Below are 25630 nucleotides of genomic sequence, written 5' to 3'. Positions count from 1 at the left end.
CACGTAAAGGGAGGTTTCTAAACGCTTATTTCTTTAGCCAGTCGTTCTGTTTCATCCAGCTAAAAAGGGGGTGCATCCATTCTTCGGTTGGGAGTTTCAAGACAAATCCGTGATCACCTTTGGGATACAGATGCAATTCGGCCGCTACGTTATGATGACGTAACGCTTCGTAAAAAGCAATACTATTGTCCACATCAACGACCTTATCGTCTCCGGCATGAGTAATATAAGTGGGGGGAATCTGATTAGTTACGTGTAGTTCGTTCGAGAAACGTTCGATTTGATCACCGGTAGGTTTGCTCCCCAACAAACTCGTTCTTGATCCTTTGTGGCCCAGGGTTTCGTTCATGGAAATGACCGGATAAATCAGAATCATAAAATCGGGACGTAAGCTGGTCTTGTTTGCGTTCTCGATCAGTGACTCATTGAATTTCGTGCCGGCTGTCGAGGCTAGATGCCCACCCGCCGAAAAGCCCATGATGCCGATTTTATCAGGTTTGATATCCCATTCGTCGGCTCGCTCCCGGACTACTTTGATGGCGCGTTGAGCATCTTGCAAGGGACCTATGCTTTTATCAACCATGATGGAGTCACTGGGCAAGCGGTACTTGACAATAAAAGCCGCTACGCCATGCCTGATAAAGGATTCTGCAATTTTAAGCCCTTCTGCATCGTAGCTTTCTCCTGAATAGCCACCTCCTGGAAAAATAACAACTCCGGTACCACTAGCGGTCTCTTTAGCTGGTAGAAAAATGGTTAGGGTTGGCTTAGATACCTTTCGATACCAAACGATTCGACCATCTTTTTCCTGAGCTAGTTCTTTCATTGCATAAGACGTAGCATTGGGGATGGAGCCGGTATACAAGGGTATAATTTGCTGACCACATACATGGCCAGCGAGTGCCAGCAGGAGTAAACATAAGCCAAGTTTCATTTTATAGAGGAAGCAGAAGGTAAGTTTCATTCAGATTTTAACTATTTCCTTTATGAAGCCTCTTTCGAACTAAAACCAATCCTACCACTGGAAGTAATACTTCTATTTGCAAAATGAAGATTAGGAACTGAAACTGGTTACCAGCTCGAACAGGTACCCAACAAAAAAGCCCCAATGGTGTCCATTAGGGCTGCGAAGCATACTGATCTATAAACGTAGATGCAGCTCGTTTATTGTGTGCTCTGACACGTAGCGGCTATTATTTACCACTATTTTTTTCTATTGCTTTGCTTAGTTTTCGGCTCCAGCATTCCATCCATCGCCTGTTCCCCAAACTCGCGCTGGAGACCGCCCAATTCCTTATCTGAACGCGCATTGCTTTATTTCAATGCGTCTTATTTAAAAGGCACAGCCTGTCATCTTGACTTGATACAATGGGCTACCGATCCGGTCTGGGGAAAAATTAAGGATGTCTCTGTTCGGACAAAATTAAAAACGGCGGATGCTGATTTTCTTCAGCAGCAACTAAAAACCAGTCTCCTACATCTCCTGTTACTGAACGGCAAAAGCGTCATTGAGACCGTTCTGAAAACATATAATTTAACATTCCATTATCACTCAAAAATGCTTGCCACAAAATCAGCTCACACAAAGCTGCTGATTGGTATAGGATCTCATGGTATACCCGTCATTGGCTGGACGATAAATAGTCAATCCTCTTTTGGCGTCTCCAATGAACTGCGTCAAATGATAGCTGAAGAAGTCAGCATACTTTATCAACAAGTTTAGCTCACAACAAAAGTTTTGTTTTGCTCTTACTATTTATTTCGATTTTGGCGACTTGATTTAGCTAATTTTCTACAATGTGTCGAGTATTATCTCCGTCCATATTTTGGCAATATCTTATTAGCAGAAGTTTTACCTCAGAATTTACCCTGTCAATAATCCATTCTTTTGCTTCAGAAGGTAAATCATTTAAAAAATTACTTGTATTCTCATTAAAATCAAGCAATACATCTTCTAAAAATTCTTTTTTTATTTCAATAATCCGACTAGCATTTCTGGCGTCAAACTCACCAATTTTTGAAATAGCGCTTTGTAATCTGTTTTGATTTATATATCCCCTTAATTCGCTTACAACAAATGATAAGTCTTCTGTTTTAGAGGAAACTTTTGGGGTGAACGACCATTTTTCGGCTTCATGGTATTTGTCTTCTTCGTCAAACTCAGGGTTTTTAAGCTTAAATATTGGTCTTGATGCAAGTATCTCAGTATCAATTTTAGTAAAGGGTTTTATAACAACACCTTCTATTAAATTGCCTTTTAGTTCGGGAAGCTTGAACTCGTGTGGAATCAAGGAATCAATCCTACTATTGAAGTTCATTGCCTCTACAAGTTTCCCAATAAATAATGGTTTTGCATGAAATATGTCAAACTGCTTAAAGTAAGTGAGTGAGGTTTTATAATCTACGTAATATTTAGGCTCAGAACCAACCGGTTCAATAGCAATATCAAATGCACAAAAGTTAATATCAGGCGTGTAATACACGCCGGTTTGAATGGCATGCAAATCCTTTATAGGGGTAACATCCGGATGTGGGTATTCTCCCCCAAATAATTCGCCATGAACAATATATTTCTTACCAATTATTTCGGCGCTTAAATGCTCACATAACTGAAGTATATTGTCTTCTAATTTTCTTACAACTAATTGAAACCCAAAAAAATCGTCTGCCCATTTAAGGTATTCTTTTCGTTTAGCAAATTTCAAATTACCATTTTCATATACGAAACTAAAGTTTGCTCCATGAACTTTCTCGGTTACCACCCACTTTAGTTTGTCTATTTTAGAAAAATCATTTTCACTCAGTCCAAGTTTTTTTATATTCTTAGGCATCTTTTCATACCCCAAAAACTCACTCATAATATATATTTTTAATTTCTGATAACATTCTGGACTCCGCGTTCCGGCGGAAAATTAAAGAACGGCTGTTAAATTTTGTATCGCAACGGCAGCTAGCTAATATAGTCAATCAAAGATCGAGGGATTTAATTGGGCGACTATTTTTCAGTTTCCATTTTGCATACCTACTCATTCAACGAGCCGTATAGGGACCAAATACAGTTTTAATGGTGAAGGTTTCGTTACTGTCATCCAACGTAATAACCTGATACGTCGTGCCTCCTGTCGCTACGCGAACGACAATGTGCCCTTTGTCGCTTTTGAGCCGGTTAAGCAACTCACCAATAACCAGCTTGTTGGCTTCCAGCATATCCGTTGCGAATACATCCCGCTCACCTTCATAAATTTCCTGAGAATAAATACGATCCAGTACATCATGACCCGGGTGATCAGACGACCAGACAGGAATCACTAATACGCGCGGACGTAACGCGGCCAGTAAATTATCATTCTGCGAATCGCGATTTCCATGGTGATCCAGAATATGAACATCTACGGGGCCAACTACTTTCGAGACGGGCGTTTCTACGTCGTTCCAGCGGGGAGCACCAAAGCGGAGTACACCGGGCATATCACCTCCTGAAAAATAATCGAATAGACCATACCGAAGCCGGATGCCGATACTACACATATTTTCAGAGGGCAACTGATTCGATTTCAAGTTTGTCAGTTCTGGGAAAAGTTTCTGGGTAGCGGTTCCCGTTCCGGTCCAGAGTTCGCCGTTGGCAATGATGTTACGTATCTCGAACGTATTAGCAAACTGATCCGGATTTCGTTTCAGTACAATCTGGTCGATACGTCCGGGTTTACTACGTTCGAAAACGGTACCCTTGTTTTTACGTTGCCACTCGACAAACGCTTTATAGTTGGTCATCATCGGGCTATCCCGCGGAGTTGGATATGCATAGTCTGGCCATCCCCGGTCAATAATCTTGTCGATGGGCAGATAGGCGGCCACTTCGCTAATGCCAGTCAGCACGAAGTCCCCTTCTTTTGATTTAGGAGAAATTGATGAGGGACTTCCCATATGGTCAGCGTGAAAGTGCGTAATCTGGGCATAATCCAACTTGGGCTGAAGCTGGCTGATGGTCATCATCTTGGTGATGTAGCGGGCAATCCATTCACCCGGCTGCTTTGCCGAACTGGGCACGGCTGATGTGTTCCTGGGACTTGTTGTTCGTTCTGAAGTCGGATCCAGTGCACCCGCATCAATTAGCAGCGTAGTACCATCGGGTAAAATAAAAAACGTAGCATTCCCTCTGCCTGTATTGATATGATGAATATCCAGATTGCCCGCTTTCCAGGTAGGCAGGCTCTCCTTTTTGTTTTGGGCTAGACAATTGGAGAGTCCAATTAGCAATAGCGGAATCAAAAGGATTTGAAAACCGCCCCATGTATAACCTGTTTTCATTATTTGAAAAGTAGTTGACAAACGCTGTTTAAGTTGCCGAGAATAAAGCACTACTTGTAAATCTTATCTAATTTAACCTAAACTATGAGATTTGGAATTCCTACCTTTTACGGGGCACGATATGGAACGAGCTCAATGTAGTGTCCCGTAAAGGTGGACCTGCCAGGTTTAACTAGATATTAAGCCAGGCATGATCTAACTTAATGTCATTTGGTTTGACCGGTCGCTGATATGCCTGAGGGGATTTTTTTGGGCGTAGTAGGATATAACCTAAGACCTTGATTATGCCTTGACTTACATCCGGTCAAGAAAAGCCCCCACTCCTCACCAGTTTACGCTGTCCTACCGTGATAAACGCAGTACATTTCTTTCCCATCCGATGAGTAAGCAGTGCTGTTATGTCCAGCACCCGTAACCGAGCCACCTTGGACTATGCTTTTTTGTACGAAAGAAGTTGTGTCGTAGAGGAATATAGGAAAAGAACGGAACGATTTAAGAACGAAAAAATGCCGATCAGTAAGGTAGGCGTTGACTTATTGAGGATCAACCGTAGTTTAGTGTGAAATCAATACCCAGACCCCTACATCATGCTACGAGAAGACCTTATAGAGTTTCCAGGGCTTTCCCATCACGCCTTTCAGCATTCCTTAGATCGCGACGCCGGCAGTATCCTCAAAGGCATTGACAAATTCAAGTCCATAATTGGCACCATCAATTCGTACTTTGAACACGCCCAGCATTATTACAATAGCTCATCCTGTGCACGCGTCAGCGAAACCCAGTACCCCTCTCTCTACCGTGCCTATACCAAAATGGCACGTGTGCTCGATGTCCCCAAATTGCCCGATCTCTACGTCGAAACCATCGACGAAATTAATGCCTTTGCCAGTGGAATTGACCGTTACAGCATCAATATTAACTCCGGCCTGCTGGATATTCTGACGGAACGCGAAGCCTTAGCGATTATTGGCCATGAACTGGGGCACGTCAAATGCGACCATATGTTTTACAATACGTTCACGTACTTTCTGCGGTATTTCGGTTCTTCCCTGATGAGCATGATTCCGGCTCCCTTCAACAGCGCCCTCGATATCAGCGTACAGTTGGCTCTGCTGGAGTGGAGCCGCCGGGCCGAATTCTCCGCCGATCGGGCGGCTCTGCTGACCACCCAAGACGTAGGCGCTGTCAGCGAAGCGTTAGGCAAAATTGCGGGCTATTCCAAAACCCTAAGCGATCCTATCAGCGTCGAAGCCATTAAGCATCAGGCGGATGAATTTGAGGAGTACGTCGATGATAACTGGATGGCTAAACTGATTAAGGTACAGTCGATGCTGCGCCAAACGCATCCTTATACCGTTCTGCGGGTGAAAGAAATTCTGGCCTGGTCGGAGTCGGAGCAGTACAAAGAAATATTGACGGGCAATTACCTGAAGTGCGGTGAGCAGCCGACCCCGGCGCTACTCGCCGACCCCGACACACCGGCCGAACCGACAGCGGCCCAGAAGGCGGCTTCTGCCCTTGGTTCGTCGCTGTCATCAGGCTTGAAGGGATTTGGTGGTTTTGGCAAGAAGTAAGTTTCGTTCGGCAGTTAATCTGCCTGGATTTGCTATCTTTTACTGGTAAAAATACTAACCTTTCACTGTTCATTTAAATGTCCGTGACTGTTGCCATGATGAGGAGTGATGCGCTTTTTGCCCATCCTACTTCAAGATAAGAATCTTCCTCGATGCTAAGCCATTAGGATTGTGTAACAGTCGGTCCGTTTATACTGGGATCGCCAATGCAAATTTCGATATCTGTCCAATCCAATTAGTAGCCTGCGAGACTCAAAATGCTTTCTCAGGTTGAGGTAAATTATCATTGACTTTTGGGCAGACCTTTTGACTGCTCAAGTAGCTGCTTAACCAACTAATCATGAACACAACGGATTCAAGTACACCATTCGAAGATGACGGGCAGCCTTTTGTGATCGAAGCGTGCGGAGACACAATGTGGGACGAGGTACTCGCTCAACCACCTTACAATCCAGCTTTGCGACCACCCCTGCCGCCATTTACACGTGACACGGCTATGCAAAAAATACAGATGGCCGAAGATGCCTGGAACAGCAAAGATCCTGAAGAAGTCAGTTTAGCCTACACGATGGACACCGAGTGGCGCAACTGAACCAAATTCATCAACAGACGAGCGGAAGTTAAAGAGTTTTGACCCGTAAATGGGAAAGGGAGCTGGATTACAAACTAAGGAAAGAACTGTGCCGGGCCGCCGGAGCGGACCTTTGTCGAGAACCGAATAACGGTTCGGTTCGAATACGACCGGGTCGCTGGTGCGATGGCATGATGTAAGCGCGCACTGGTATCGCAGCTATGGCAACGAACTTTGGGAGTTCGACGAAAATGGCCTGATGAGCAAACGATTTGCCAGCATTAACGACCTCCCCATCCAACCCGACGAACGCCGTATCAGTACTAACCCAATTGCCAATCTCTAGTCTATCAAGCTGCGCATGCACATCCTTTCGGTCAATGTAGGCCTGCCTCGTTCTGTTGAATGGGCTGGACGCACGATTACTACCGGTATTTTCAAGCAGCCCATTCAGGGGGCGGTTTCTCTGGAGCCGCTCAACTTCGTAGGGGATCAGCAAGCTGATCTGAAGGTACACGGCGGGCCGGACAAGGCGGTGTATGCTTATGATAACCTGCATTACGAACACTGGCAGCACCAACTCGAACGTGATGACTGGACCCCAGGCTTATTTGGGGAGAACCTGACCACAGAAGGGCTGCTTGAATCAGAGGTACACATTGGCGACCTGTTTCGGGTTGGGTCGGCTCTTTTACGAGCGGTACAGCCCCGATTCCCCTGTTATAAACTTAACGTTCGGTTTGACGATCCCGGCATGACTCGGCGCTTCGCTCGTGAGGGGAGATCCGGCATTTATTTTCGCGTGGTTGAACCAGGAGCCGTGCAGGCTAGTGATGTTATTACCTTAATCGAAGCAGCTAACACCAACATTACCATTCAAACAGTGTTCCAGATTGTATTGAACCGCCAGGCCAATGCTGACTTGCTGGCTCAACTAGTTGCCTTGCCACACCTACCGGATTCAATAAAAAGGATGTTTGGGCATTAACTATGAACCACTGGTTTCGTAAAAAAACGGAGTACCTCATAGCGTTCAGAAAAACGTCCATTCTTATAATTTATGCCTCAGTATCAACTTCAACGAATCATCTCCGGTGGCCAGACCGGCAGCGATCAGCTAGGAATGGAAGTAGCCCAATCTCTAGGCATTCCAACGGATGGCATTGCCCCAAAAGGATATCTTACTGAAGCTGGCCCTGATGAGCGACTGCGGGATTATGGACTTACGGAACATTCCTCCGCGAAGTATCCACCACGTACCCGCGCTAACGTAGTACAATCCGACGGTACCCTGATTTTTGGCAACGTAACAGGGGGCACGAAACTAACACTCAATACGTGTATCAACGAAGGAAAGCCCTACCTGTTAATCCTACAGCTGAGCAGCTGCGGACCTGGCTGATGGAGCACCAGATCAACATTCTGAACGTAGCAGGTAGCCGAGGTAGTAATCTGACACCCGATCTGTTGGAGCAATATCGGCAAGTACTGGTTGAACGTAGCACTTCAACCGATATATAATGAACGCTACGTCAATAGTTAAATGGTAGTCAACGACTAGTGTGATGTACTGGACAACGTGGTATCACTAAGCAGTTTCTCAGTCGGAGCCATATGTCAAAAACCATATTATATACTTATCCGTTGCTCAGACCCTACTAATCGGCCCAGCAAGAATGACAAAAACTCCCATTTAGGACATTTCTTCATCAGATTCTAAATTTTCTAAAGCCTTGCCTATTCAAAATAAATCAAGAATTTAAAAACTTCTTTGCTTGGCTAAATAGGTAGAGCTTAGTTACGGTGTGTTTATATTGTAGCCAAATGAAATATTTGTATTTGTTGATAGCGATTATTGCTGAAGTTATTGCTACCAGTGCACTGAACGCATCCAATCAGTTTACTAAATGGGTCCCTAGCCTGATTACCTTAGTGGGGTATGGGGTAGCTTTCTATTTTTTGAGTCTAACATTGCGCTCAATGCCTATTGGAATCGTTTATGCTGTCTGGTCTGGTGTCGGTATTGTATTGGTGGCTTTAGTAGGTATTGTTGTCTTTAAGCAAGTGCCAGATCTACCCGCAATCATAGGCATGGGGTTAATCATTGCAGGCGTACTGATTATGAACCTACTATCAAAGACAACAGGCCATTAACAGACTGGCCTGGCTCGTTGGTTTTTGAGATAGACTTGAATTTTTATAGTATACTACCAGTAAATGAACTTTTAGTAACACGTATTTACTAAAACCTAAAAATGAGTGAACTAGAAAAGATGTTAGCCGGGGAATGGTATTGGTCCTATCACCCTGACCTTATGGCTATGCGGGCCAGAGCCAGAGAATTATTTACACAATATAATCAGACGTTAAACGCTGAAAAGGAAATCAGAAACACCATACTAACCACACTTTTGGGCTCTTTTGGTAAAGATCTTGATATTCAGCCGCCTTTCTATTGTGATTATGGGACTTATATCTACCTTGCCGATAATGTATTCATTAACTTCAATTGTACAATATTAGATTATGCTCCAATTAGAATTGGTAACAATGCACTGATAGGGCCAAATGTTAGTTTATATGCGGCTAGTCATCCGTTATCGGCCAGTCATCGCATTAGCAAAGGGTCCGACATCGCCAAGCCGATTACCATTGGCGATAATGTCTGGCTCGCTGGCAATGTGGTTGTTTGTCCGGGCGTAACTATTGGCGACAATACGACCATTGGGGCAGGCAGCATTGTAACCCGAGATATCCCATCGAATGTATTTGCGGCCGGCAATCCCTGCCGGGTGATCCGATCTGTTGCCGATTAACGCATCTCTTTATTCCTCCTCATAGCCTAGTATGTATGATCGCCGTTCGTAATCTAACCAAGCAATACCGTGATCATAAGGCTGTTGACAACGTATCGTTCGATGTGCGGGCAGGAGAAACCCTAATCTTGCTGGGAACCAGCGGATCGGGCAAAACCACTACGTTGAAAATGATCAATCGGCTAATTGAGCCGACTAGCGGTACAATAACAATCAATGGAGTTGATGCCTGCAAACGGAGTCCGCATGAATTACGTCGGGAGATCGGCTACGTTATTCAGGAGACGGGCCTGTTTCCGCATTACACGATTGCCGAGAATATTGCCTTGGTTCCCAGAGTGCTCAACTGGGACGAGCAGCGTATACAGACGCGCGTTCGTGAACTGATGAATAGGCTACGTTTGCCCGAAACGTACCTCAATGCATATCCCGGCCAGTTAAGTGGAGGCCAGCGTCAGCGCGTCGGGTTGGCTCGTGCCTTAGCCGCTCAGCCGTCGATCTTATTGATGGACGAGCCGCTGGGCGCGCTTGACCCCGTAACCCGAAGCCATATTCGCCGGGAATTCAGGCAGTTGGATGAGTTACGGCAAAAAACGATTGTGATGGTCACCCACGACGTTCAGGAAGCCTTTGAGCTGGGCGACCGGGTGGGCCTGATGGACGGGGGGCAAATGCAGCAGATCGGAACACCTCAAGACTTATTGCTACGTCCCGCTACTGAATTTGTCCGCCAATTTTTCGCGGATCAATGGCTTCCTCTTCAGTTGCATACGTTTTCACTACACGATTTATCGCCTTATTTACCCCATGAACCAACGTATCATCCCGAAACGATGCTCTTACCTGGACCGACCCGATTAGCAGAGGCTTTAGGGCATTTATCTGGGGCAAAATCAATTTCTTTTGAGACGAATAACCAGTTTGTAACGGTGCATTTAACCACAATCTGGCCTGCGTTAAGCCAACTCCTTGAACGCCAGTCTGCCTAGTTAAAAAGGTCTGGCCTTGGTTATCTTTTTATAATAGGACTCCGTAATAATGGTTAAATAACCCATAAATGTATACCGATAACGTAGTACTCATTTACTCTAGTAACCGGCATGCAGGAATTCTTCGCATTCATTTTTGATCAGCGGTATAAGCTGCTCGAACAAACGATGACTCACATCGGGCTAACGTTCCTGTCGTTATGCATGGCGATGGTGATTGGCCTGCCGTTGGGTATTCTGATTAGCTTCCGGCCCCGACTTGTTTCCACCACCTTAGGCGCAGTAGGTGTTCTGCAAACAATTCCGAGCCTCGCCCTGCTGGGCTTTATGATTCCCTTATTTGGCATTGGCCCCGGTCCCGCCATTGTCGCCTTATTTCTGTATGCCCTGCTACCCATTGTGCAAAACACGTACGTTGGCATTCGGGAAGTAAGCCCGACGTTGAAAGAAGCAGCCCGGGGAATGGGCCTGACTCCCTGGCAGTTGCTCACCCGCCTGGAACTCCCCCTGGCATTGCCGGTTATTTTTGCTGGTATTCGCACGGCCACCGTTATCAACGTCGGCGTCGCCACGCTGGCCGCTTACCTGGCCGCTGGCGGACTGGGTGAATTTATCTTCAGTGGAATTGCCCTGAACGATACCAACATGATTCTGGCCGGAACCATCCCGTCTGCCTTGCTGGCGATCCTGTTCGATGCCGGTCTGGGCCGATTGCAACACCTGCGTAAACTGGTACGTTATCGAACGATGGTCGTCTTCCTGTTACTGGCTCCCTTCTTATCGGCTTTCTATTGGTTACCGAAAAACGGACAGACAAAACTGAATGCGGGCTTTGCTCACGAGTTTTATGGCCGCTCCGATGGCTATCCAGCGCTGGTGGCGGCCTATGAACTGCACCTTTCCTCCAGACTCATCGATCCAAATCTTATGTATGAGTCGATTCACCGCAACCTGTTCGACATTATTAGCGGCTACTCGACCGATGGACGTATCAAGACGTTTGACCTGCGGACACTCGTAGATGACAAACATGCTTTTCCACCCTATGAAGCATCATTCCTGGTTCGCCAGGCTACGTTGAAGAAGTACCCGAACCTTGGACCAACACTTGAATTACTGTCGGGTCGCCTTTCCGATTCGTCTATGACGGAATTAAACTACCGCGTCGATTGCCTGCATGAGTCGCCCAAAGCGGTAGCCCGCCAGTTTCTGGAACGTAGTGGTTTGCTCAAGCAACCGGGAATCAACAAACGTTCGGGGAAGATTGAAGTTGGCGCAATGATTTTTACGGAGCAATATATTCTGGTCGAAATGATACGTCAGTTAGTGGAAAATCGGCTACCTGTGGAAGTTGTTACCCGAACCGGTTTAAGTGGGACTAAACTGTGTTTCGACGCCCTTGAGGCTGGTTCACTCGACCTTTATCCAGAATACACAGGTGCTGGCTTGTTAGTCCTGCTCAAACCATCCCTTTCGACTATCGATTCACTGAAAACCGACTCTAAAGCCCTTTACCAGTACGTCAATAGCGAGTTTAAACAAAAGTATGGGTTAACTTGGCTCAAGCCATTGGGGTTCAACAATACGTATGCACTGATGATGCGCGAATCACAAGCCAATCGGTTAGGCATCCGAATGACTTCAGATTTAAAACGTTACCTGGAGCATTAGAAGCGATTTTCCCACTATTTATTAGTTTAACAATGGACTTGCTTCTTTTTAATAGACAGATGGTTCTTCGTTTTTTATTCAGTGATTGGTGGCAAGCCCAAATGCTGATTGATGCTGCTGTACTACATTCAACAGACATGTAACGAATGCTACGTTGCTACGTCCTATGCGAAACGTAACTGTATGACGACTACGTTGAAAGAAGGCGATCTGGTACTCGTAAACTCCGGAATTAAGCCTATCCTTACGTTTACCATTACCGAGATTGCAACGAAAGCCTGTCAAGGATGATTACGCGGAGATCCGCGATGAGCAGTTTATTGCCTTTAGGCCCGCCATCCAGAAACAATTTAGCGATGACCAAGCTGTGGAAGATAATGACTCGTCGAAAGCTTCTTATGTAGAGAGTCCAGACTTACCTAGCCCAGATTTAAACTCTGAATCTTCGCCCCAAACAAGCCACGATAATTAGCACATCTAGCTTAGTGAATGGTTAGTAGGTCAATCTGGAAGACAAGAATTGAATTAGCGGGAATATCCCGCTGTTCCTGATCACCATACGCCAGCGAAGGAGGCAAATACAACGTAATACGTCCACCGGGTGCGATCAACGGAATGCCTTCCTGCCAACCTACAATCAGTTGATAGAGCCCAAACTTGACATCCTGGCCACTGTCGAAGCGAGTGCCATTGGTTAACTTTCCATCGTAATTTACGCTGACGGTAGTACAGACGGTCGGTTTTTCTCCACTTCCCGGATTCTGAATTGTGTAATAGAAACCCCGCTTATCGAAGGTAGCCTTGATGCGGCTTGACTCGATGAACTGGCTGAGCTGGGTTATTTCCTCGTCGGGTGCTTTCGTAGTGACGGGTGTTGATTCACAAGGGGCATTACTCGCTGATTGACAGCTCGTTAGGAGACAAAGGCTGGCTAGTCCGATTAAAGCGGCTTTTGATAGGATTCGAAACATAGGTGCAAGGTATAACTTTTCCAAAATCGGCTGGCCACACGTCAACTTTATAATTGGCTGGCTAACCGAACCATCATGTACTGTGCGTAGCTAGGACGAATAGATTGAAGTGATTATAATATCCTCCAGATACGGCTCCAAGGCGACCACAGGCCGTGACTTCTCTTAGATCCCATAGCGAATCTCAACATAAAAGCAGTCCACCGCAAACAGCGACCAAAAAGTCCTGAGGCTGGCAGAAGAATCCAATTGACCGAGAGCTGATCGGCCACACGGACGATAACGAGGTCAATATAATTTACCGGGTTGTTGGTGTTGTCAGCGACTTTCATTTCGAATCTCTACGGCAGAAGACTGGGCCTCTTGTCATGTTTTTTAAGCAGGAATTCAGGCAATATTCTAATCAAAACCCGTACGAATAATCTTCCGCAGTTTCTGGCTTCACTCAGGCAGCAACGGGAGTCCTACTAATAGTAAGCAGATGGGCGAACGAAACCGCTCCGGCGGCCGGTGTGATAGAAAGCCTAATGCCTCAATTCCTATAAGTTCCCTCTTTTGCACTCAACGGGTAGCGGGGTCTGTATCGCATCGATAGGTCTATACCTAGTTTTTGATTAGCTCGCCCCGCTACCTATTGAAAGGTCTTGTTTTTAGCCACAAAGGCCAGCCATGAATCTGGGTTTTGTCTCAGCAGCGAACCTAACCGTTTTTTGAGAATAAGTGAACTAGTGATTATAAATACATTTCTTTAGAAAGAATAGAATAATTAGAATCCTGATTTATTACTAATATCCAATCGGTCAAGAATTTAACTATAGTTCATTTAAAACTAATCTGTAGTATACGTTCGACATCTTTTTGATACAATCGACCAATTGGTAACTCCTGACTTCCTACCTCGACATGACGAGGTGTGTACGATTTGATATACGATATGGCTGTAATAAAGGAGCGATGTATCCGAACAAACTGGTTGGTGGGTAACATCGCTTCTAATGTGCTAATGGATTGCTTAACGATCAGGGGTTTACTGGTTGTCGTTATAATACGGACGTAATCCCGAAGGCTTTCGATATACAAAATTTCATTGGTGAACACCTTGATTAGTTTGCGATCAGCCCGGAAAAAGAGGCAGCCTTCACTCATCTGAGGAGGTGACTCTTTTTCGGGCAGTTGAAAAGGCGTTTCGAGCTTGCCGTTTTTCTTCAGGACTTTTCCAACAGCCCGTAAAAAACGATCTAATGGAATAGGTTTAAGCAGATAATCAACTACATCCAATTCGTATCCGTCCAGAGCATACTCGCGATAAGCAGTTGTAATAATAACCTGTGGAGGATTGTGAAGGGAGCGGAGGAAATCAGTACCTAACAGTTTAGGCATGGTAATATCCAGAAACATCAGGTCAATAGGCTGTTGCTGAAGCACCTGAAAGGCCTGAAGTGCATTTTCACAACGGGCAGCGACGGTCAATCCCTCTACCGATTCAATATAAATTTCCAGTACATCTAAAGCGGGTGGTTCATCGTCAACTAGTAGACAGCGTAGATTCATGGTGCTAGTGTAGAAAAGCTTTTTCGATGTTATTTTAGGCTAGTCAATCGTTCGTCGGAAATGTAAGGTTAAGGTAATAATTTTTACGTTATCTACCTGATATCCTGGCAGATTGTGAAGATTAGCCCTGCCAGGACGTATCAGAAGAATTGCCTAACCGATGAAAACGAATCAATTCTCATTCCTGATCCGATTCATCCCTATTGCTGATGGCATTGGATCACTAACCGACTTTGAAAGGGTTAAGGTGATTACCTGTATTTGATTTTCCTGCCAAATTGCCAAACGGTGTTTCTCAGGATAATATAGATTCAACTGTTTTTTCAACTCGTTTAATTTAATTGAACGATCTGTTTCCTGATTCGGCTGGTGAAGCTCACTGACTACTTTTAGAATCAATTGTGAATTTTCTGCTAATAAATCGATGCTGACCCAAGTGGTTTGGGGAAGTTGCTCATGACTTTGTTCACCCACTACCTGTTGTATTATTTTCTCGATAATCGAGAAAAACAGAAGTGGTTCAATTCGCCAGAGATCAATTGAGCCGCGGGCCGTAAAGGAGATATTGAGTGTGTCAGAATACAAGGTTTGCTGGAGAAAAATATACTGATTTATGAGGTCAATTTCGTGTGAAAGTGGCAGGTTTTCAGCCCTGCTTTCATAAAGTACGTAGCGTAAAAAATGGGCCAGATTCAACGCGACCTGAGGGGCTTGTTTAGATCGTTGGTTAGTCAGTTGATAGAGTACCGTCAGGGTACCAAATAGTAAATGGGGGTTAATCTGAAGTTTAAGTAGGTCTAATTCCTGAGTCAGTTTTTCGCGTTCAAGCTGTTGGGCCTCCGTTTGTTTTTTCTCCCATTCTCCATAAAGTTTCAAGCCAATAAAAAGCCCTGCTCCAAACACGGTAAGGACAAAAAAATCTCCGGGAAAATTAGTGCTAAAAAACCACGTATCAACCTGATAATTAGGCGTATAGGAAAACCATTGCGTAAGGGCGTACTGTAGTAAGTATATGGATGCATCGAACTGAAACCAGGAGAACGTATAGAGCAATAAAACACCTACTACAAACAGCCCCAATCGTCGGCGAAACAGCAGTGGGAGAAGTCCATAGGCTAACGGATAGGTGAAGAGCATTATAGTAGGTAAATTAATAACGAGCGTAAAAAATACCTCCCACAATAACGGATCGAATGTATTGGCGCAGAAACAGAGACCTATATGAACCTGTATTGCGACAAGTGCTAATGAAATCATAAACAAAAATTGACCTGCCCAGAACAACAGATGACGTTTTACTCGACTAGAGTGCTGGCGTTTCATAGCTGGGTCAGTTAAGGGCCGTCATTGTTGGCAACTGACTCAATTTAGGGTTGAGCAGCAGCGTCAGTTCGATCGTGAATCGATCCGTTTCGGGACGGATAGTCAGGGAATGCGTACTTGGATAAAGCAGCGATAATCGCTTCTGGACATTGCTTAATCCAATGCCTCCCACTCCGTTAGGTAGGCCAGCGAATGACGAATCAAGACTATTATGGACCTTGAAGGTGAGCTGGTCATTGGCCACGAACAAGGCTACCTCAATTTGTGCACTGCCAATCTGTTTAGCCGCGCCGTGCTTAAAGGCATTTTCAACAAAGGGCATTAAAAGTAGAGGGGCTATCTGATGGGCGTCCGAATCGCCATGGATGGTTGTGTTGATTTGAAGGCGAGGTCCATAGCGAAGCTTTTCCAGATCGATGTAGTTACGAAGAAACTGAATTTCGTTCGTCAGCAAAACAGTGGGTGTATTACACTCATGAATCATATACCCCAGTAGACCCGATAGCTTTTGCACCATATCGGGGGCCAGAGGTGATTCTTTCAGAGCGAGTGAATAGACGTTATTGAGTGTATTAAAGAGAAAATGCGGATGTACCTGTGCTTTTAGCACCTGTAGGGATATCATCAAGGTCTCGTTGGCCAGTTGTTGATTGGCTCGCTCCCGACTATACCAGAACCGGTACAGTTCAATGCTCACGACTATCCCAACCAGTAAAAGCCCGTTGGTCCAGGCCGTGAAATTGAAAATAACCTGTTTCCCTGGAAACAAAAGCAGTTGGCCAGTATCGTATGGATAGAGTACATAACCTATCCAGAAAAATCCCAGCAGCATCCCGACAAGTAAATAAATCACCAACCGGCTGATAAATAATCGACTTTCTTTTCTCAGTGCAGGCGGTAAAACCCAGTAAAGTGCTCCATAAATCAGTGCCAATCGATAGGGTAACAGAAGTAACCCAACGTGTACGGTTTTAGTAATAGTTGGTAAAAGACGTACATGGGACAGAAAAAATACACTGAACGTAACAATCCATAGCAGCAGATGCCAGCCGAGTCGGCTGTGAATTAACCTGGTAAAAAATGAACGCATCCTGAACATTGCTATCGGATAATTTAGGTCAAAAGTTAAGCAGGTACTTGAGAATAAACTATTAACTATCAGCTTTTTGACTAAACAGATATTTTCTGATAACCAACGTCGTTCGTCGTCGACGAACGACGTTTAGCGTTGTTCAAGTAGTTTGGGCATTCATCCACGGTAATGTATCGATAGCATATTCCCGTCTGCCGAATAAGTGAGCGCGACGTAGTCGTGTCACTTTAGCTTTGATTCAACAGGACGGGAAACGTCTTGCCTGAAAAAATCCACTAATCAATCCTTGCATGAAAACTATCCGCACCTCTATTCGCCATTTAGTGATGGCTGCTGTATGGCTGGCTGGATTGGGCCTGAGTACCGTCTCGCTGAAAGCGCAATCGTTTACGGGCCAGAACACCCTGCTCGAAATACCCAACAGGTTAAGGCCTATTATTACATCAGTCCCTAACTCGTCGATTATCCAGATTCGATATGAAAATAAAAGTCGCGGATCAGTACGTATGCAGCTACGCGATAAGCAAGGAAAAATTCTGTTCGACGAATCGGAGCCGAAACGAAAGTTTGCCGGTCAATTCGATTTAGCATCACTCCCCTCAGGCTTATATACAATTGAGTTAAGCACGCAGGAAGCCCGTTATCGCGAAACGATACGTATTGAAGCATCCGAACTGAGTCGGGTTATTACGTTCCCGCAGCCATCGGAAGATAAGCTAATCGTAAAACAATGATGTTTAAACCCAATAAGCCAATGATTCAATCAGCACACATCCAGCATTTTACGAAATCAGTCAAATGGTTGATTCTATCCCTCCTATTGACAACTTCCTGCCAGGATCATCAGATTCCTGGCCCTGCTGATGCTTCCTCCTTTTCGGCCAGTGTGCTCACTACGTGGCTCACTATGCAACTGAAACTGGGTTTAACCGCGCCCGGAAGTCCAACCGTTGCCCCCCGGCGATATGCTTATTCCAGCATTGCGCTTTATGAATCCATTGTTCCGGGTCTGGCGGGTTATCAGTCTATTGCCCCGCAATTAAACGGCCTGCCTGCTTTGCCAACCGTCATACCAAACGTATCGTATTACTGGCCAGCTTGTGCCAACGCAGCCATGGCTGCCATGAGTCGAAACTTTTACCCAACTACTTCGGCTGCCAACAAAGCGTCGATTGACTCCCTCGAAACTGCGAATACAACCCTCTATCAAAAAGAACGAACAAACGACGAACTAAACCGTTCGGCCGAATTTGGTCGTAAGATCGCTGCAGCAATTTTTGACTGGTCGAAGACGGATGGAAACGATAATACGACGCCTTATACGCCACCCGTTGGCTTAGGTTTATGGGTTCCAACCCCACCCGCATTTGCCCCTGCTGCTGTTCCGAACTGGGGTAAAGGTCGTCTGATTGTCGCCAATAGCGATGCAGGAGCCGATCAGGGACCGCCAATTCCGTATTCTGAAGCCACCAATTCAGCCTACTACGCTCAGGTGAAAGAGTTGTATGACATTTCGCAGAGTCTGACGGCGGAGCAACGGATAATCGCTACGTTCTGGCCCGATAATTCCTGGTTTAATGTTCTTAGCCAGGTATTGGCCATTGAGAAACCGAAGTTGCATGCTGCGGCTATTGCCTTTGTTAAGGTAGGTATTTCCGTATCGGATGTGCAGATCAGTCTTTTCAAATCAAAATACTTCTACAACGGCGTTCGACCTGTTACGTATATACGTACCGTAATGAATCAACCTACCTGGAATACGCTGATCCCGACGCCAGCTCACCCTGAATATCCGGCGGGTCATTCGGCGACATCTGGAGCAGCGGCTCAGGCTTTAACGTTGGTGTTTGGCGATAACTATAAATACACCGACAGGCCCTACAATCTGGTCGGATTTAGCCCCCGTTCGTATAACTCATTCAATGAAGCGGCCAGAGAAGCTGGCGTATCCCGTTTATATGCAGGTCTTCACTACCGTAAAACAAATGAAATAAGTCTGGTGCAGGGGCAGGTGGTTGCTAACAACGTAGTACAAAAATTGAAGTTTACCCTATGACCCCCGTATAAAGTGATTATGTAACTAAAGCCACTACTCATTCATCAAGAAAAAGTAGTCAGATGAATGGGATGGCTGCGCTCGTCCACACTCCGGTCGTGTCCGTCATAAGCCCTATTTATCTCAGATCAGCGGAGGGGGTGAGTTTATCCATTCGCTTACTAATTATCAAAAGGTAAATCAATATTTAGCAAACGGACAATTAATTGATAACTAGCGAACTACTGAAAAGAGCTTTCATTTTAATCTCCCTATTCAGACCATGGTTAAGTAATACGTTTTGGGCCTTGCGCTACTGTAACTGCTCAGTCTATTGTTTGCTCAGATTGGCATGGGTGGTACTCCCCATCCCTCGGCGGTGTTGGATCCTTTGCTCACTATTATTTCCCCGTCTTGAACCACGGCAAGGGCGATACCAGGTGACGATGTTTGATTCAGGTAGGAGTAAAGCGAATCAATACGTGCCACATACGAGGTGTTGCCTTGTGCTTTAGTTACCTGGGATAACAGAATGAACAGCACCCAAAAGGTTGGGGCAAAATAAAAAAGTGATAGGAAACGCCGTCTCGACATAATGTTAGCTTATGATAATCGATTTAAAATCAGAGATTATTGGCTCCCGAATTGGTTTGTTTAATGGTGAGTGAGCTCTAAGGGGTTGCTTCAAAAACTCATTCCTAGAATCAATGTACGGTGAATTGATTACTCATCGAGTCGCTACGCTAGTGTTACTTACCATTTTAAAGACCGCATTCAGAGTCGGAAAATAGTTCCCCACTCCTGCCCTTCCATCTCCCGCTGGACATCATCCAGCAAATTGACCAGAAGATCAAACCCATTCAACCGTTTTATAATCTAAGGTGTAGTGCAATTTCCAGCTGTGGTCGTACCTGAAGAATTACTAAAGCTGGTATTACCACCAGCTCCGGTAGCGGCAGGGTTTCGGTTCGCAAAATAAGCTGCACCAGTTGTGTCATAGGCAGGAAGCGTAAGGGTTGCATTCGCGGCAGGTAATCCGGATGACCTTACCCGGATACCATTACGTACTGCATTTGCTACGGTGTTACTGAGGATATTTAAGCAAATAGTAAGGACATCCGTATTTAAAGCGCCAAGTGTTACATTAATTCCGTCGAGGGAAAGGCTCGCTTTACCATTTGCAATATTATTTCCTTCAACCCTAGCCTCAAATAGGTGACCTGTGGTTGCATCTCTTGCAAATAAACCTATACCATGTTGTCCATATTCCCGGATAGTATTATTTAAAATCGAAATTCTGATGCTACCACCATTACCATTTGTTTTCACGGTAATTCCATCACCAGCCGAAGACCCGGAATCAGCAATACCCGCTGTGCCAATTATATTTCTGGAAACTGTCCCGCTGAATAATCCAAAATTGCTAAAGGTTGGACTGCCTAATCGATTGATACTGATTGCCATCGCACTAGAGGCAACATTGGTTTGACAGTTATTATCGGTAACGGAAAAAGAGTTGGTGCCACTTGAACCATGGGCGTTGTCAATACTCACATAGTTGTTTATAAACGTACAGTTGTTAACATTCAATGATAATGACCCACTGCCTCCAGTCTCTGTTGCTGATTGAATGCCGCGTGCTGAATTTGTCGCTATGGTACTATTTTGAATATGAGCAATAATCGTAGCACTACCATAGGGAAATAGGCCCAAACCCGTTCCCGCTGTTGCACCTGAAAAATTGCTGTTTGTACTTGTCAGGCTAAGGATTCCAGAGTTATTTTTTACATTGAAAACAGACTCCAGAGAAATATTAAAAAAACTGTTTTTAATCGTAGTACTTCCTGTTACGTTATCTAATTGAACATTCCAGATATCCGACCCACCAGTAGCTAACGTAGTTGCATTGTTACCAATTTCTGCATGTTGAAAATGGATGTTCGTTGATGAGCTAGCCTGTAAACCGTGGCCGTTTGCAAAACCTGAAATTTTGGTATTATCAACAAGCATACTGGCAACACTTGTTGCCTTTACGCCATCTGTCGATCCGTTCTGAAGCACCATATTATAGAGAAATACGGGACCTGTATTGGTCAGGGAAATACTTATTCCTGAAGAATTATTTATTGTTCCGCCTGATCCTAGCGCTAGTGTGCCGCCACCAGATTTTGCCGTTGTTCTGCCCTTTGTGTTGTTGTTAGGATCAGATGCCCCATCACCTGTAATGGTTAATCCCCCACTGGAACCTGTATTATTGAGCACCAGCCCACTCGACCCACCATTGGCTGAAATACTATGAAAAGTAAGACCGCTTGCTCCAATTGTGGTGTTGCTCACATTCAACGCCGTGCCGGTTCCACTGCTGATCCTGTTCCCTGAACCGGTCACATTCACCGTAAAACCTCCCGTCGCATTGAACCCAATGCCACTGGTGGTTGTCAGGGTAAGACTGCCCCCGGTAAAGCTAACGGTGCCGCCTGTATTGGTCAGATCAATGGCATTAGAGGTGGTGGTGCTGGCTGTGATGGCTCCCCCAAAGACGGTTGTTCCACCTGACTTGGCATTAATGTCCACCGCTATGTTGGCGTTGTTTGTCTTGATAATGGTGCCATTGTAGCTGACACCTGGCGTACTGCTATCCTCCCGATAAGCAATCCCAGAAGGGTTAGTAATGCTGGTATTACTGCCAAAAGTGAAGGTACCGCCTGACCCATTCACTATGTCAATCCCGGCATCGCTCCCGTTTAAGGTAGTCGTCCCGTTGAAGGTATAGGTCCCATCTGCATTGTCGAATTGTAATCCCGTCCCGTTGGTGGCATTCAGGGTACCTGTCTGGAAGAGGAGGGTGCCCGAATGACCGCCTACTACATTGACCATAGGCGCATTGTTGGCCTGACTTAGATTGCCGCTGTAGGTCACGCTCACCGAGCCCCCATTGATGCTAAACGAGGTAGCACTGGCCCCGCTTAGCACGCCCGCATTGATGCTGAAGCTGCCAGTGACGGTGGTGAGCGCTATATTGTTGCTCCCCGCCGTGGAACTCACTGAATCGAAACTACCCGAGACGGCTCCCGTCGTCAGGGCCAGGGCACGGCCCGCCGTGTTGATGGTTAGGTCAGCCACCGTTAAGCTGCCAAAGCTGCTGCCCACCAGCGCATTGACCGAGCTACTGCCGATGGTCAGCCCTCGCACTGTATTGCCCGAAGCCAGGCTGACGCTATTGCCCGAGGCATTGGTCAGGTTAGGATCAGCCAGGTTGGTAGGAGGTAAAGCCGCGCTCCCCGGTGCCAGCGTAATGCCCGTGATACTGGCCAGACTGGCCTTGGCCCCCTGACCGATCAATTTCTGGTTGTTCAATAGGGTCACTCCACCGCTATAACTGCCTGTGTACAGGAAGATATTGTCCCCCGCTGCCGGATTGTTATCATTCCCATTGTTGACCGACTGGAACGATGCCAGACTACTGAAAGGTTTGGCTAGTGTTCCAATCCCATTACTGCCCGCCCCGCTGTTAACAAACCAGATCATGCCCACGATGGTCAAACTCACCACCGCCGAGGAAGGCAGATTCAAGCCATTGTTGGCCGTGTAGGTGAAACTGTCGGGCCCTTCATATCCTGCTGGGGGATCGTACAAAAAGCTTCCATCAGCCCCCACATTCACGGTCCCGCTCTGGGCCGTGGTGACGGCCACACCTACATTGGCTGTGTTTCCATTCACGGCTGTCACCACCCGCTGATCGCCCGTGTCGTTGCCCAGAACGCCTGGAGCCAGTTGGGTGTTAGTCACATTGCCGGTGATGGTATAAAAATTAGCCTGGGCTGTGACGGGCGTACCTACGCCTACCGTCACCGTAGCTGCATCATCGGGGGGCGTGGTGGTAGTAGCTGTGTAGCCAAACTTATCATAGCCCACAAAGCTGCCCGTGGGCGTGTAGGTAAAGCTCCCGTTGGTCTGCATGACTACCGTCGCCCCCTGATCGGAGGAGGCCGTGTTCGTGCCATTAGCCACGACACTGCCCGGAGTCGCCAAGGGCCCGAAGGAGAGCACCGTTTTGGTGGGCAACCCAAAGTCATTGGTCAGCACGGTAGTAGCGTTGAGGGGACCACTAATCAGGGTGGTGTAGGAGTCGGGCCGCGCCAGAGCGGATGTTTTGAGACTGCCCGTCACCAGGGTGGTGTTCGCTGGAGCGGGCATGGTTAGGTTGACCCCGATGGCCGATCCCAATCCGGTATTGGTAATGACCAGCGAGTAGCTGAGTTGTTCGGCAGGGTTGGTCTGCCCGTTGGAATTGGCATCGCCAGTCAGGGAGACTGACAGGGTACTGGAAATGACAGGTGTCTGGGCGTTCGCCGAAACGGCTAGCAACAGACAGCCTAACCCAAAAAGACAAAGTAGAAGTTTACGCATCGGTATAAATATGAAGTACAATAAGAGCTATTAAATTGGTGCGTCAGTTAAGAAGGCAAAAGTGCTCCCAGCGAAGCAGGGAGAAGGCATTGGGAGATTAGCGAACAAGCCAAATATAAATATGAGATTATATTATAATGAAAAATCAATAATTTATTAAACGTTACTTTTACTAAACTGGCTTACAAAATGCGCTGATGAGTCCATCACGCCGTGTTATATTTCGAACGAATAGCCATATTTTAGGAGAGTGTGGATGCCGCTGGTAGTCCAGCAAGGTATCGATTTAGAGTAGGTATTGATGCCGTTGAAACAGGCCTACCCTTGGTTACACGCCCCATAGCTGTACCACTTGGGTTGGAATCTGCTCCCATAGTTGGGTACGTACTTGCCGACGCTCGATCAGGGCCCGCTGACCAGCCGTCGTCACCGTGAATAAGCGCTTCTGACGTCCTCCCCGCTCAGCGGTGGCTCCGCCCATCAGGACGGAGCCAAACCTCTTCTCCTGGAGCCGTTGCAGAGTGGTGTGGCCAGTTGGAAACCTGATGCTGCGGGTCATCTGCTGGTCAATAGTTTGGGTAATTGAGGCATAGTATGCCGATTCCTGAAGAGCGGCCACCGTCAATCGGACGACTTCTTCGAGTTAACCTAAAAATGCGCGTTTCATAGCGGAAAGTGGTCGTAAGGTCGAAACGCGGGCGTATCCGAATAGCATAGTATTATTTTTCAATAAAGGAGCGAGCGAGTTTGTAGCAATAGCGGCTAACCATGTACTATAAAAGAGAATTAGTAGGGTTAGATTTGATTGTATAATTTTCAAGAAGATGCGACTAGTAATCAAGCGGTTGCGGCTTCTTGAAAAACTACCCTCTATCATCATATATCAGAAGCAGGCCCAAAAAAATCCTTTATCTTAAGCAGAATATTTTATGAGATAATGTAAGTAGGGGTTAAGTTCTATACGCTTGTTTGTAGTGTAACAAGACGGTGTAGTTTCAGAAGCGTAATAGTTAGCTATCACGTATATGAGCCTCCTAACCACTAGGAGTGCCAAAGGCGATGGTCCACAGGTTGAATCTCTCGGCTAGCTACCTTAATTTGATCGAATAACGGATGAACTGGGTGTAAAAGCACATTACACGACAAAGGAACAAGTACCGATGGTATGGCTATTCCAAGCTGATCAGGGGCTGCCAACCAGTCTTTGAGCCATCCCTGAGTGCGCTCATAAGTTTCGTCCCGCCAATACTCAGGCAGTTCATCCCGGCTAATGTAACGAATATCATCAGGTACCTCAACCGAAAATACCCAATAAATAGGTAAGTCTTCATAGCGGACCGAGGGCGCATGGGCTAGCGTTTCGACTAGGCCCAATTCAGGGGTTGAGGTGACATACAATATACCGACACCTTTAGGATTCCAGCGACCCCAAACAAGCGGCTTCCTTCTGTAGAAAGTGGTGTATGCCGATACTTATCCCGAATGATGCGGTAAAGAAGACTCATAAGGAAAAGCTATGCCGGTAAACCGTAATCCAGCCGCCCCAAAACATCATCAGCCAGCCCAAACCCCGTCACTGTATCCAGCAATTGAAGAGGAGACTGACCGGCTAGTTCCCGTATAGGCGTTCGTAACCAATGCAAGGCTATGGTTTTTCGCCCCTCAAAGGTATCCAACGCGTGCATCAACAGGTTCTTTAGCAATAAGAGTCGTTCAGAAGCACCCACACTAACACGCTGCTCATCCTTAAGCCGATGTAAATTGCGCGGGGTCATATTGAGTGCGTAGGCCATTTCCCGATCAGTTAGTCCTACCAGAGCTGCTATCTCATCAACTTGAGCACGCAGAATTCCTTGGCGTGATAAATTGATCACGCCAAAAGGTGAGGATCGGGTCAGACTAGTGGATTGGGGAGTTGGAGTAGCCATGTAAAAGAGAATTGTGTCACAAACATAAGTGAAACATGTCATCTTAGCAAGTAGTTCAACTTGACATCTATATCTACCAGATAGGGCGAACGGTTAATACTAGCTTGAGCGTCTATAAGACTCCCTAGTACAACTTTCGGTTAACGATATATACCTGTTTATCGGAAACAACTTACGTCTCAAGTAGGAGGTTTTTTGATCTGCAGTAGGAAGTTAACCTTTACCCCACAACGAAGCTCACTAATCCACCTTTTTCAGTTGCTTCTGTTAAAAACAACTTTAAGTCGGTAAGGCTTCTTAGCTCTTATACAACGGAGCTGTTTAAACTTTACGAATAATCCCCAAAACCGTGTGAATTTTGAAGTGCGAACTTTAAACAAACACAGGCAT

The 25630-nt window shown here is 46.0% G+C and carries 25 protein-coding genes; 14 read left to right on the top strand and 11 right to left on the bottom strand.

Annotated elements, in window-relative coordinates:
• Positions 1 to 25: 25 nt before the first annotated feature.
• Entirely contained in the window at positions 26 to 934 is a 909-nt protein-coding gene (locus tag IC229_RS28530; RefSeq protein WP_190891334.1) for an alpha/beta hydrolase, read from the bottom strand.
• Between the two features lie 375 nt (positions 935 to 1309).
• Here IC229_RS28530 and IC229_RS28525 point away from each other — a divergent pair, with 375 nt between their 5' ends.
• Complete coding sequence (locus tag IC229_RS28525; RefSeq protein WP_190891332.1) at positions 1310 to 1723, top strand: hypothetical protein; 414 nt, start codon at positions 1310 to 1312, stop codon at positions 1721 to 1723.
• A gap of 61 nt (positions 1724 to 1784) precedes the next feature.
• Here IC229_RS28525 and IC229_RS28520 read toward each other — a convergent pair whose 3' ends face one another.
• Positions 1785 to 2858: an RNA ligase family protein gene (locus IC229_RS28520; RefSeq protein WP_190891331.1), complete on the bottom strand. Its 1074-nt coding sequence runs from the start codon at positions 2856 to 2858 to the stop codon at positions 1785 to 1787.
• Between the two features lie 172 nt (positions 2859 to 3030).
• The gene (locus IC229_RS28515; RefSeq protein WP_190891329.1) at positions 3031 to 4308 is read right to left on the bottom strand and encodes a ComEC/Rec2 family competence protein; all 1278 of its coding nucleotides are present in this window, start codon (positions 4306 to 4308) and stop codon (positions 3031 to 3033) included.
• A 587-nt stretch (positions 4309 to 4895) separates the two neighbouring features.
• Between IC229_RS28515 and IC229_RS28510 the strand changes: the two genes are divergently transcribed.
• From IC229_RS28510 to IC229_RS28465, 11 genes are all read left to right on the top strand, one after another.
• The gene (locus IC229_RS28510) at positions 4896 to 5882 is read left to right on the top strand and encodes a M48 family metallopeptidase (RefSeq protein ID WP_190891327.1); all 987 of its coding nucleotides are present in this window, start codon (positions 4896 to 4898) and stop codon (positions 5880 to 5882) included.
• A gap of 496 nt (positions 5883 to 6378) precedes the next feature.
• On the top strand, positions 6379 to 6474 hold the full coding sequence (locus IC229_RS35960; protein ID WP_317171655.1) for a DUF1348 family protein: 96 nt from the start codon (positions 6379 to 6381) through the stop codon (positions 6472 to 6474).
• Positions 6475 to 6634: 160 nt separating this feature from the next.
• On the top strand, positions 6635 to 6799 hold the full coding sequence (locus tag IC229_RS35955) for a DUF1348 family protein (RefSeq protein WP_190891326.1): 165 nt from the start codon (positions 6635 to 6637) through the stop codon (positions 6797 to 6799).
• 15 nt (positions 6800 to 6814) lie between these two features.
• The gene (locus IC229_RS28495) at positions 6815 to 7441 is read left to right on the top strand and encodes an MOSC domain-containing protein (protein ID WP_190891324.1); all 627 of its coding nucleotides are present in this window, start codon (positions 6815 to 6817) and stop codon (positions 7439 to 7441) included.
• A gap of 72 nt (positions 7442 to 7513) precedes the next feature.
• Entirely contained in the window at positions 7514 to 7855 is a 342-nt protein-coding gene (locus IC229_RS28490; RefSeq protein ID WP_190891322.1) for a YpsA SLOG family protein, read from the top strand.
• Positions 7855 to 7974, top strand: coding sequence for a putative molybdenum carrier protein (locus tag IC229_RS35460; RefSeq protein WP_223834240.1), 120 nt, complete (start codon positions 7855 to 7857; stop codon positions 7972 to 7974). The genes IC229_RS28490 and IC229_RS35460 overlap by 1 nt, the downstream gene beginning before the upstream one ends.
• Before the next feature lie 303 nt (positions 7975 to 8277).
• Positions 8278 to 8607, top strand: a complete 330-nt coding sequence (locus IC229_RS28485; RefSeq protein ID WP_190891321.1) for a DMT family transporter — start codon at positions 8278 to 8280, stop codon at positions 8605 to 8607.
• A gap of 101 nt (positions 8608 to 8708) precedes the next feature.
• Complete coding sequence (locus IC229_RS28480; RefSeq protein ID WP_190891319.1) at positions 8709 to 9269, top strand: sugar O-acetyltransferase; 561 nt, start codon at positions 8709 to 8711, stop codon at positions 9267 to 9269.
• Between the two features lie 35 nt (positions 9270 to 9304).
• Complete coding sequence (locus tag IC229_RS28475; protein ID WP_190891317.1) at positions 9305 to 10258, top strand: ABC transporter ATP-binding protein; 954 nt, start codon at positions 9305 to 9307, stop codon at positions 10256 to 10258.
• 111 nt (positions 10259 to 10369) lie between these two features.
• Positions 10370 to 11929, top strand: a complete 1560-nt coding sequence (locus tag IC229_RS28470) for an ABC transporter permease/substrate-binding protein (protein ID WP_190891316.1) — start codon at positions 10370 to 10372, stop codon at positions 11927 to 11929.
• Between the two features lie 111 nt (positions 11930 to 12040).
• Positions 12041 to 12220: a hypothetical protein gene (locus tag IC229_RS28465; RefSeq protein ID WP_190891314.1), complete on the top strand. Its 180-nt coding sequence runs from the start codon at positions 12041 to 12043 to the stop codon at positions 12218 to 12220.
• A gap of 191 nt (positions 12221 to 12411) precedes the next feature.
• Here IC229_RS28465 and IC229_RS28460 read toward each other — a convergent pair whose 3' ends face one another.
• The 4 genes from IC229_RS28460 to IC229_RS28445 form a co-directional block, all read right to left on the bottom strand.
• A complete protein-coding gene (locus tag IC229_RS28460; protein ID WP_190891312.1) occupies positions 12412 to 12900 on the bottom strand; it encodes an FKBP-type peptidyl-prolyl cis-trans isomerase in 489 nt (162 codons plus the stop codon).
• A gap of 819 nt (positions 12901 to 13719) precedes the next feature.
• Positions 13720 to 14451 (bottom strand): LytR/AlgR family response regulator transcription factor, encoded by a 732-nt coding sequence (locus tag IC229_RS28455; protein ID WP_190891311.1) that lies wholly within the window; start codon positions 14449 to 14451, stop codon positions 13720 to 13722.
• A gap of 171 nt (positions 14452 to 14622) precedes the next feature.
• Positions 14623 to 15588 (bottom strand): sensor histidine kinase, encoded by a 966-nt coding sequence (locus IC229_RS28450; protein WP_190891309.1) that lies wholly within the window; start codon positions 15586 to 15588, stop codon positions 14623 to 14625.
• A 193-nt stretch (positions 15589 to 15781) separates the two neighbouring features.
• Complete coding sequence (locus IC229_RS28445; protein ID WP_190891307.1) at positions 15782 to 16864, bottom strand: sensor histidine kinase; 1083 nt, start codon at positions 16862 to 16864, stop codon at positions 15782 to 15784.
• Positions 16865 to 17157: 293 nt separating this feature from the next.
• Between IC229_RS28445 and IC229_RS28440 the strand changes: the two genes are divergently transcribed.
• Together IC229_RS28440 and IC229_RS28435 are read left to right on the top strand one after the other, a co-directional pair.
• Positions 17158 to 17601 (top strand): T9SS type A sorting domain-containing protein, encoded by a 444-nt coding sequence (locus IC229_RS28440; protein ID WP_190891305.1) that lies wholly within the window; start codon positions 17158 to 17160, stop codon positions 17599 to 17601.
• A 20-nt stretch (positions 17602 to 17621) separates the two neighbouring features.
• Positions 17622 to 18923, top strand: a complete 1302-nt coding sequence (locus IC229_RS28435; protein ID WP_190891303.1) for a vanadium-dependent haloperoxidase — start codon at positions 17622 to 17624, stop codon at positions 18921 to 18923.
• A gap of 855 nt (positions 18924 to 19778) precedes the next feature.
• Here the strand turns inward: IC229_RS28435 and IC229_RS28430 are convergent.
• The 4 genes from IC229_RS28430 to IC229_RS28415 all read right to left on the bottom strand — a co-directional run bounded on the left by IC229_RS28430 (position 19779) and on the right by IC229_RS28415 (position 25240).
• Positions 19779 to 23312 (bottom strand): beta strand repeat-containing protein, encoded by a 3534-nt coding sequence (locus IC229_RS28430; protein WP_190891301.1) that lies wholly within the window; start codon positions 23310 to 23312, stop codon positions 19779 to 19781.
• A 328-nt stretch (positions 23313 to 23640) separates the two neighbouring features.
• The gene (locus IC229_RS28425) at positions 23641 to 23931 is read right to left on the bottom strand and encodes a PadR family transcriptional regulator (protein ID WP_317171654.1); all 291 of its coding nucleotides are present in this window, start codon (positions 23929 to 23931) and stop codon (positions 23641 to 23643) included.
• Between the two features lie 422 nt (positions 23932 to 24353).
• Complete coding sequence (locus IC229_RS28420) at positions 24354 to 24686, bottom strand: RES family NAD+ phosphorylase (RefSeq protein WP_262893412.1); 333 nt, start codon at positions 24684 to 24686, stop codon at positions 24354 to 24356.
• Positions 24687 to 24826: 140 nt separating this feature from the next.
• Positions 24827 to 25240, bottom strand: coding sequence for an antitoxin Xre/MbcA/ParS toxin-binding domain-containing protein (locus IC229_RS28415; protein WP_190891300.1), 414 nt, complete (start codon positions 25238 to 25240; stop codon positions 24827 to 24829).
• Positions 25241 to 25630: the final 390 nt, after the last annotated feature.

The organism is Spirosoma profusum, from assembly GCF_014699005.1.
In the GTDB taxonomy this organism is placed as follows: Bacteria; Bacteroidota; Bacteroidia; order Cytophagales; family Spirosomataceae; genus Spirosoma; species Spirosoma profusum.
Note: the sequence above shows the minus strand (reverse complement) of the source record. Positions and strands in the feature narration are given on the sequence as shown.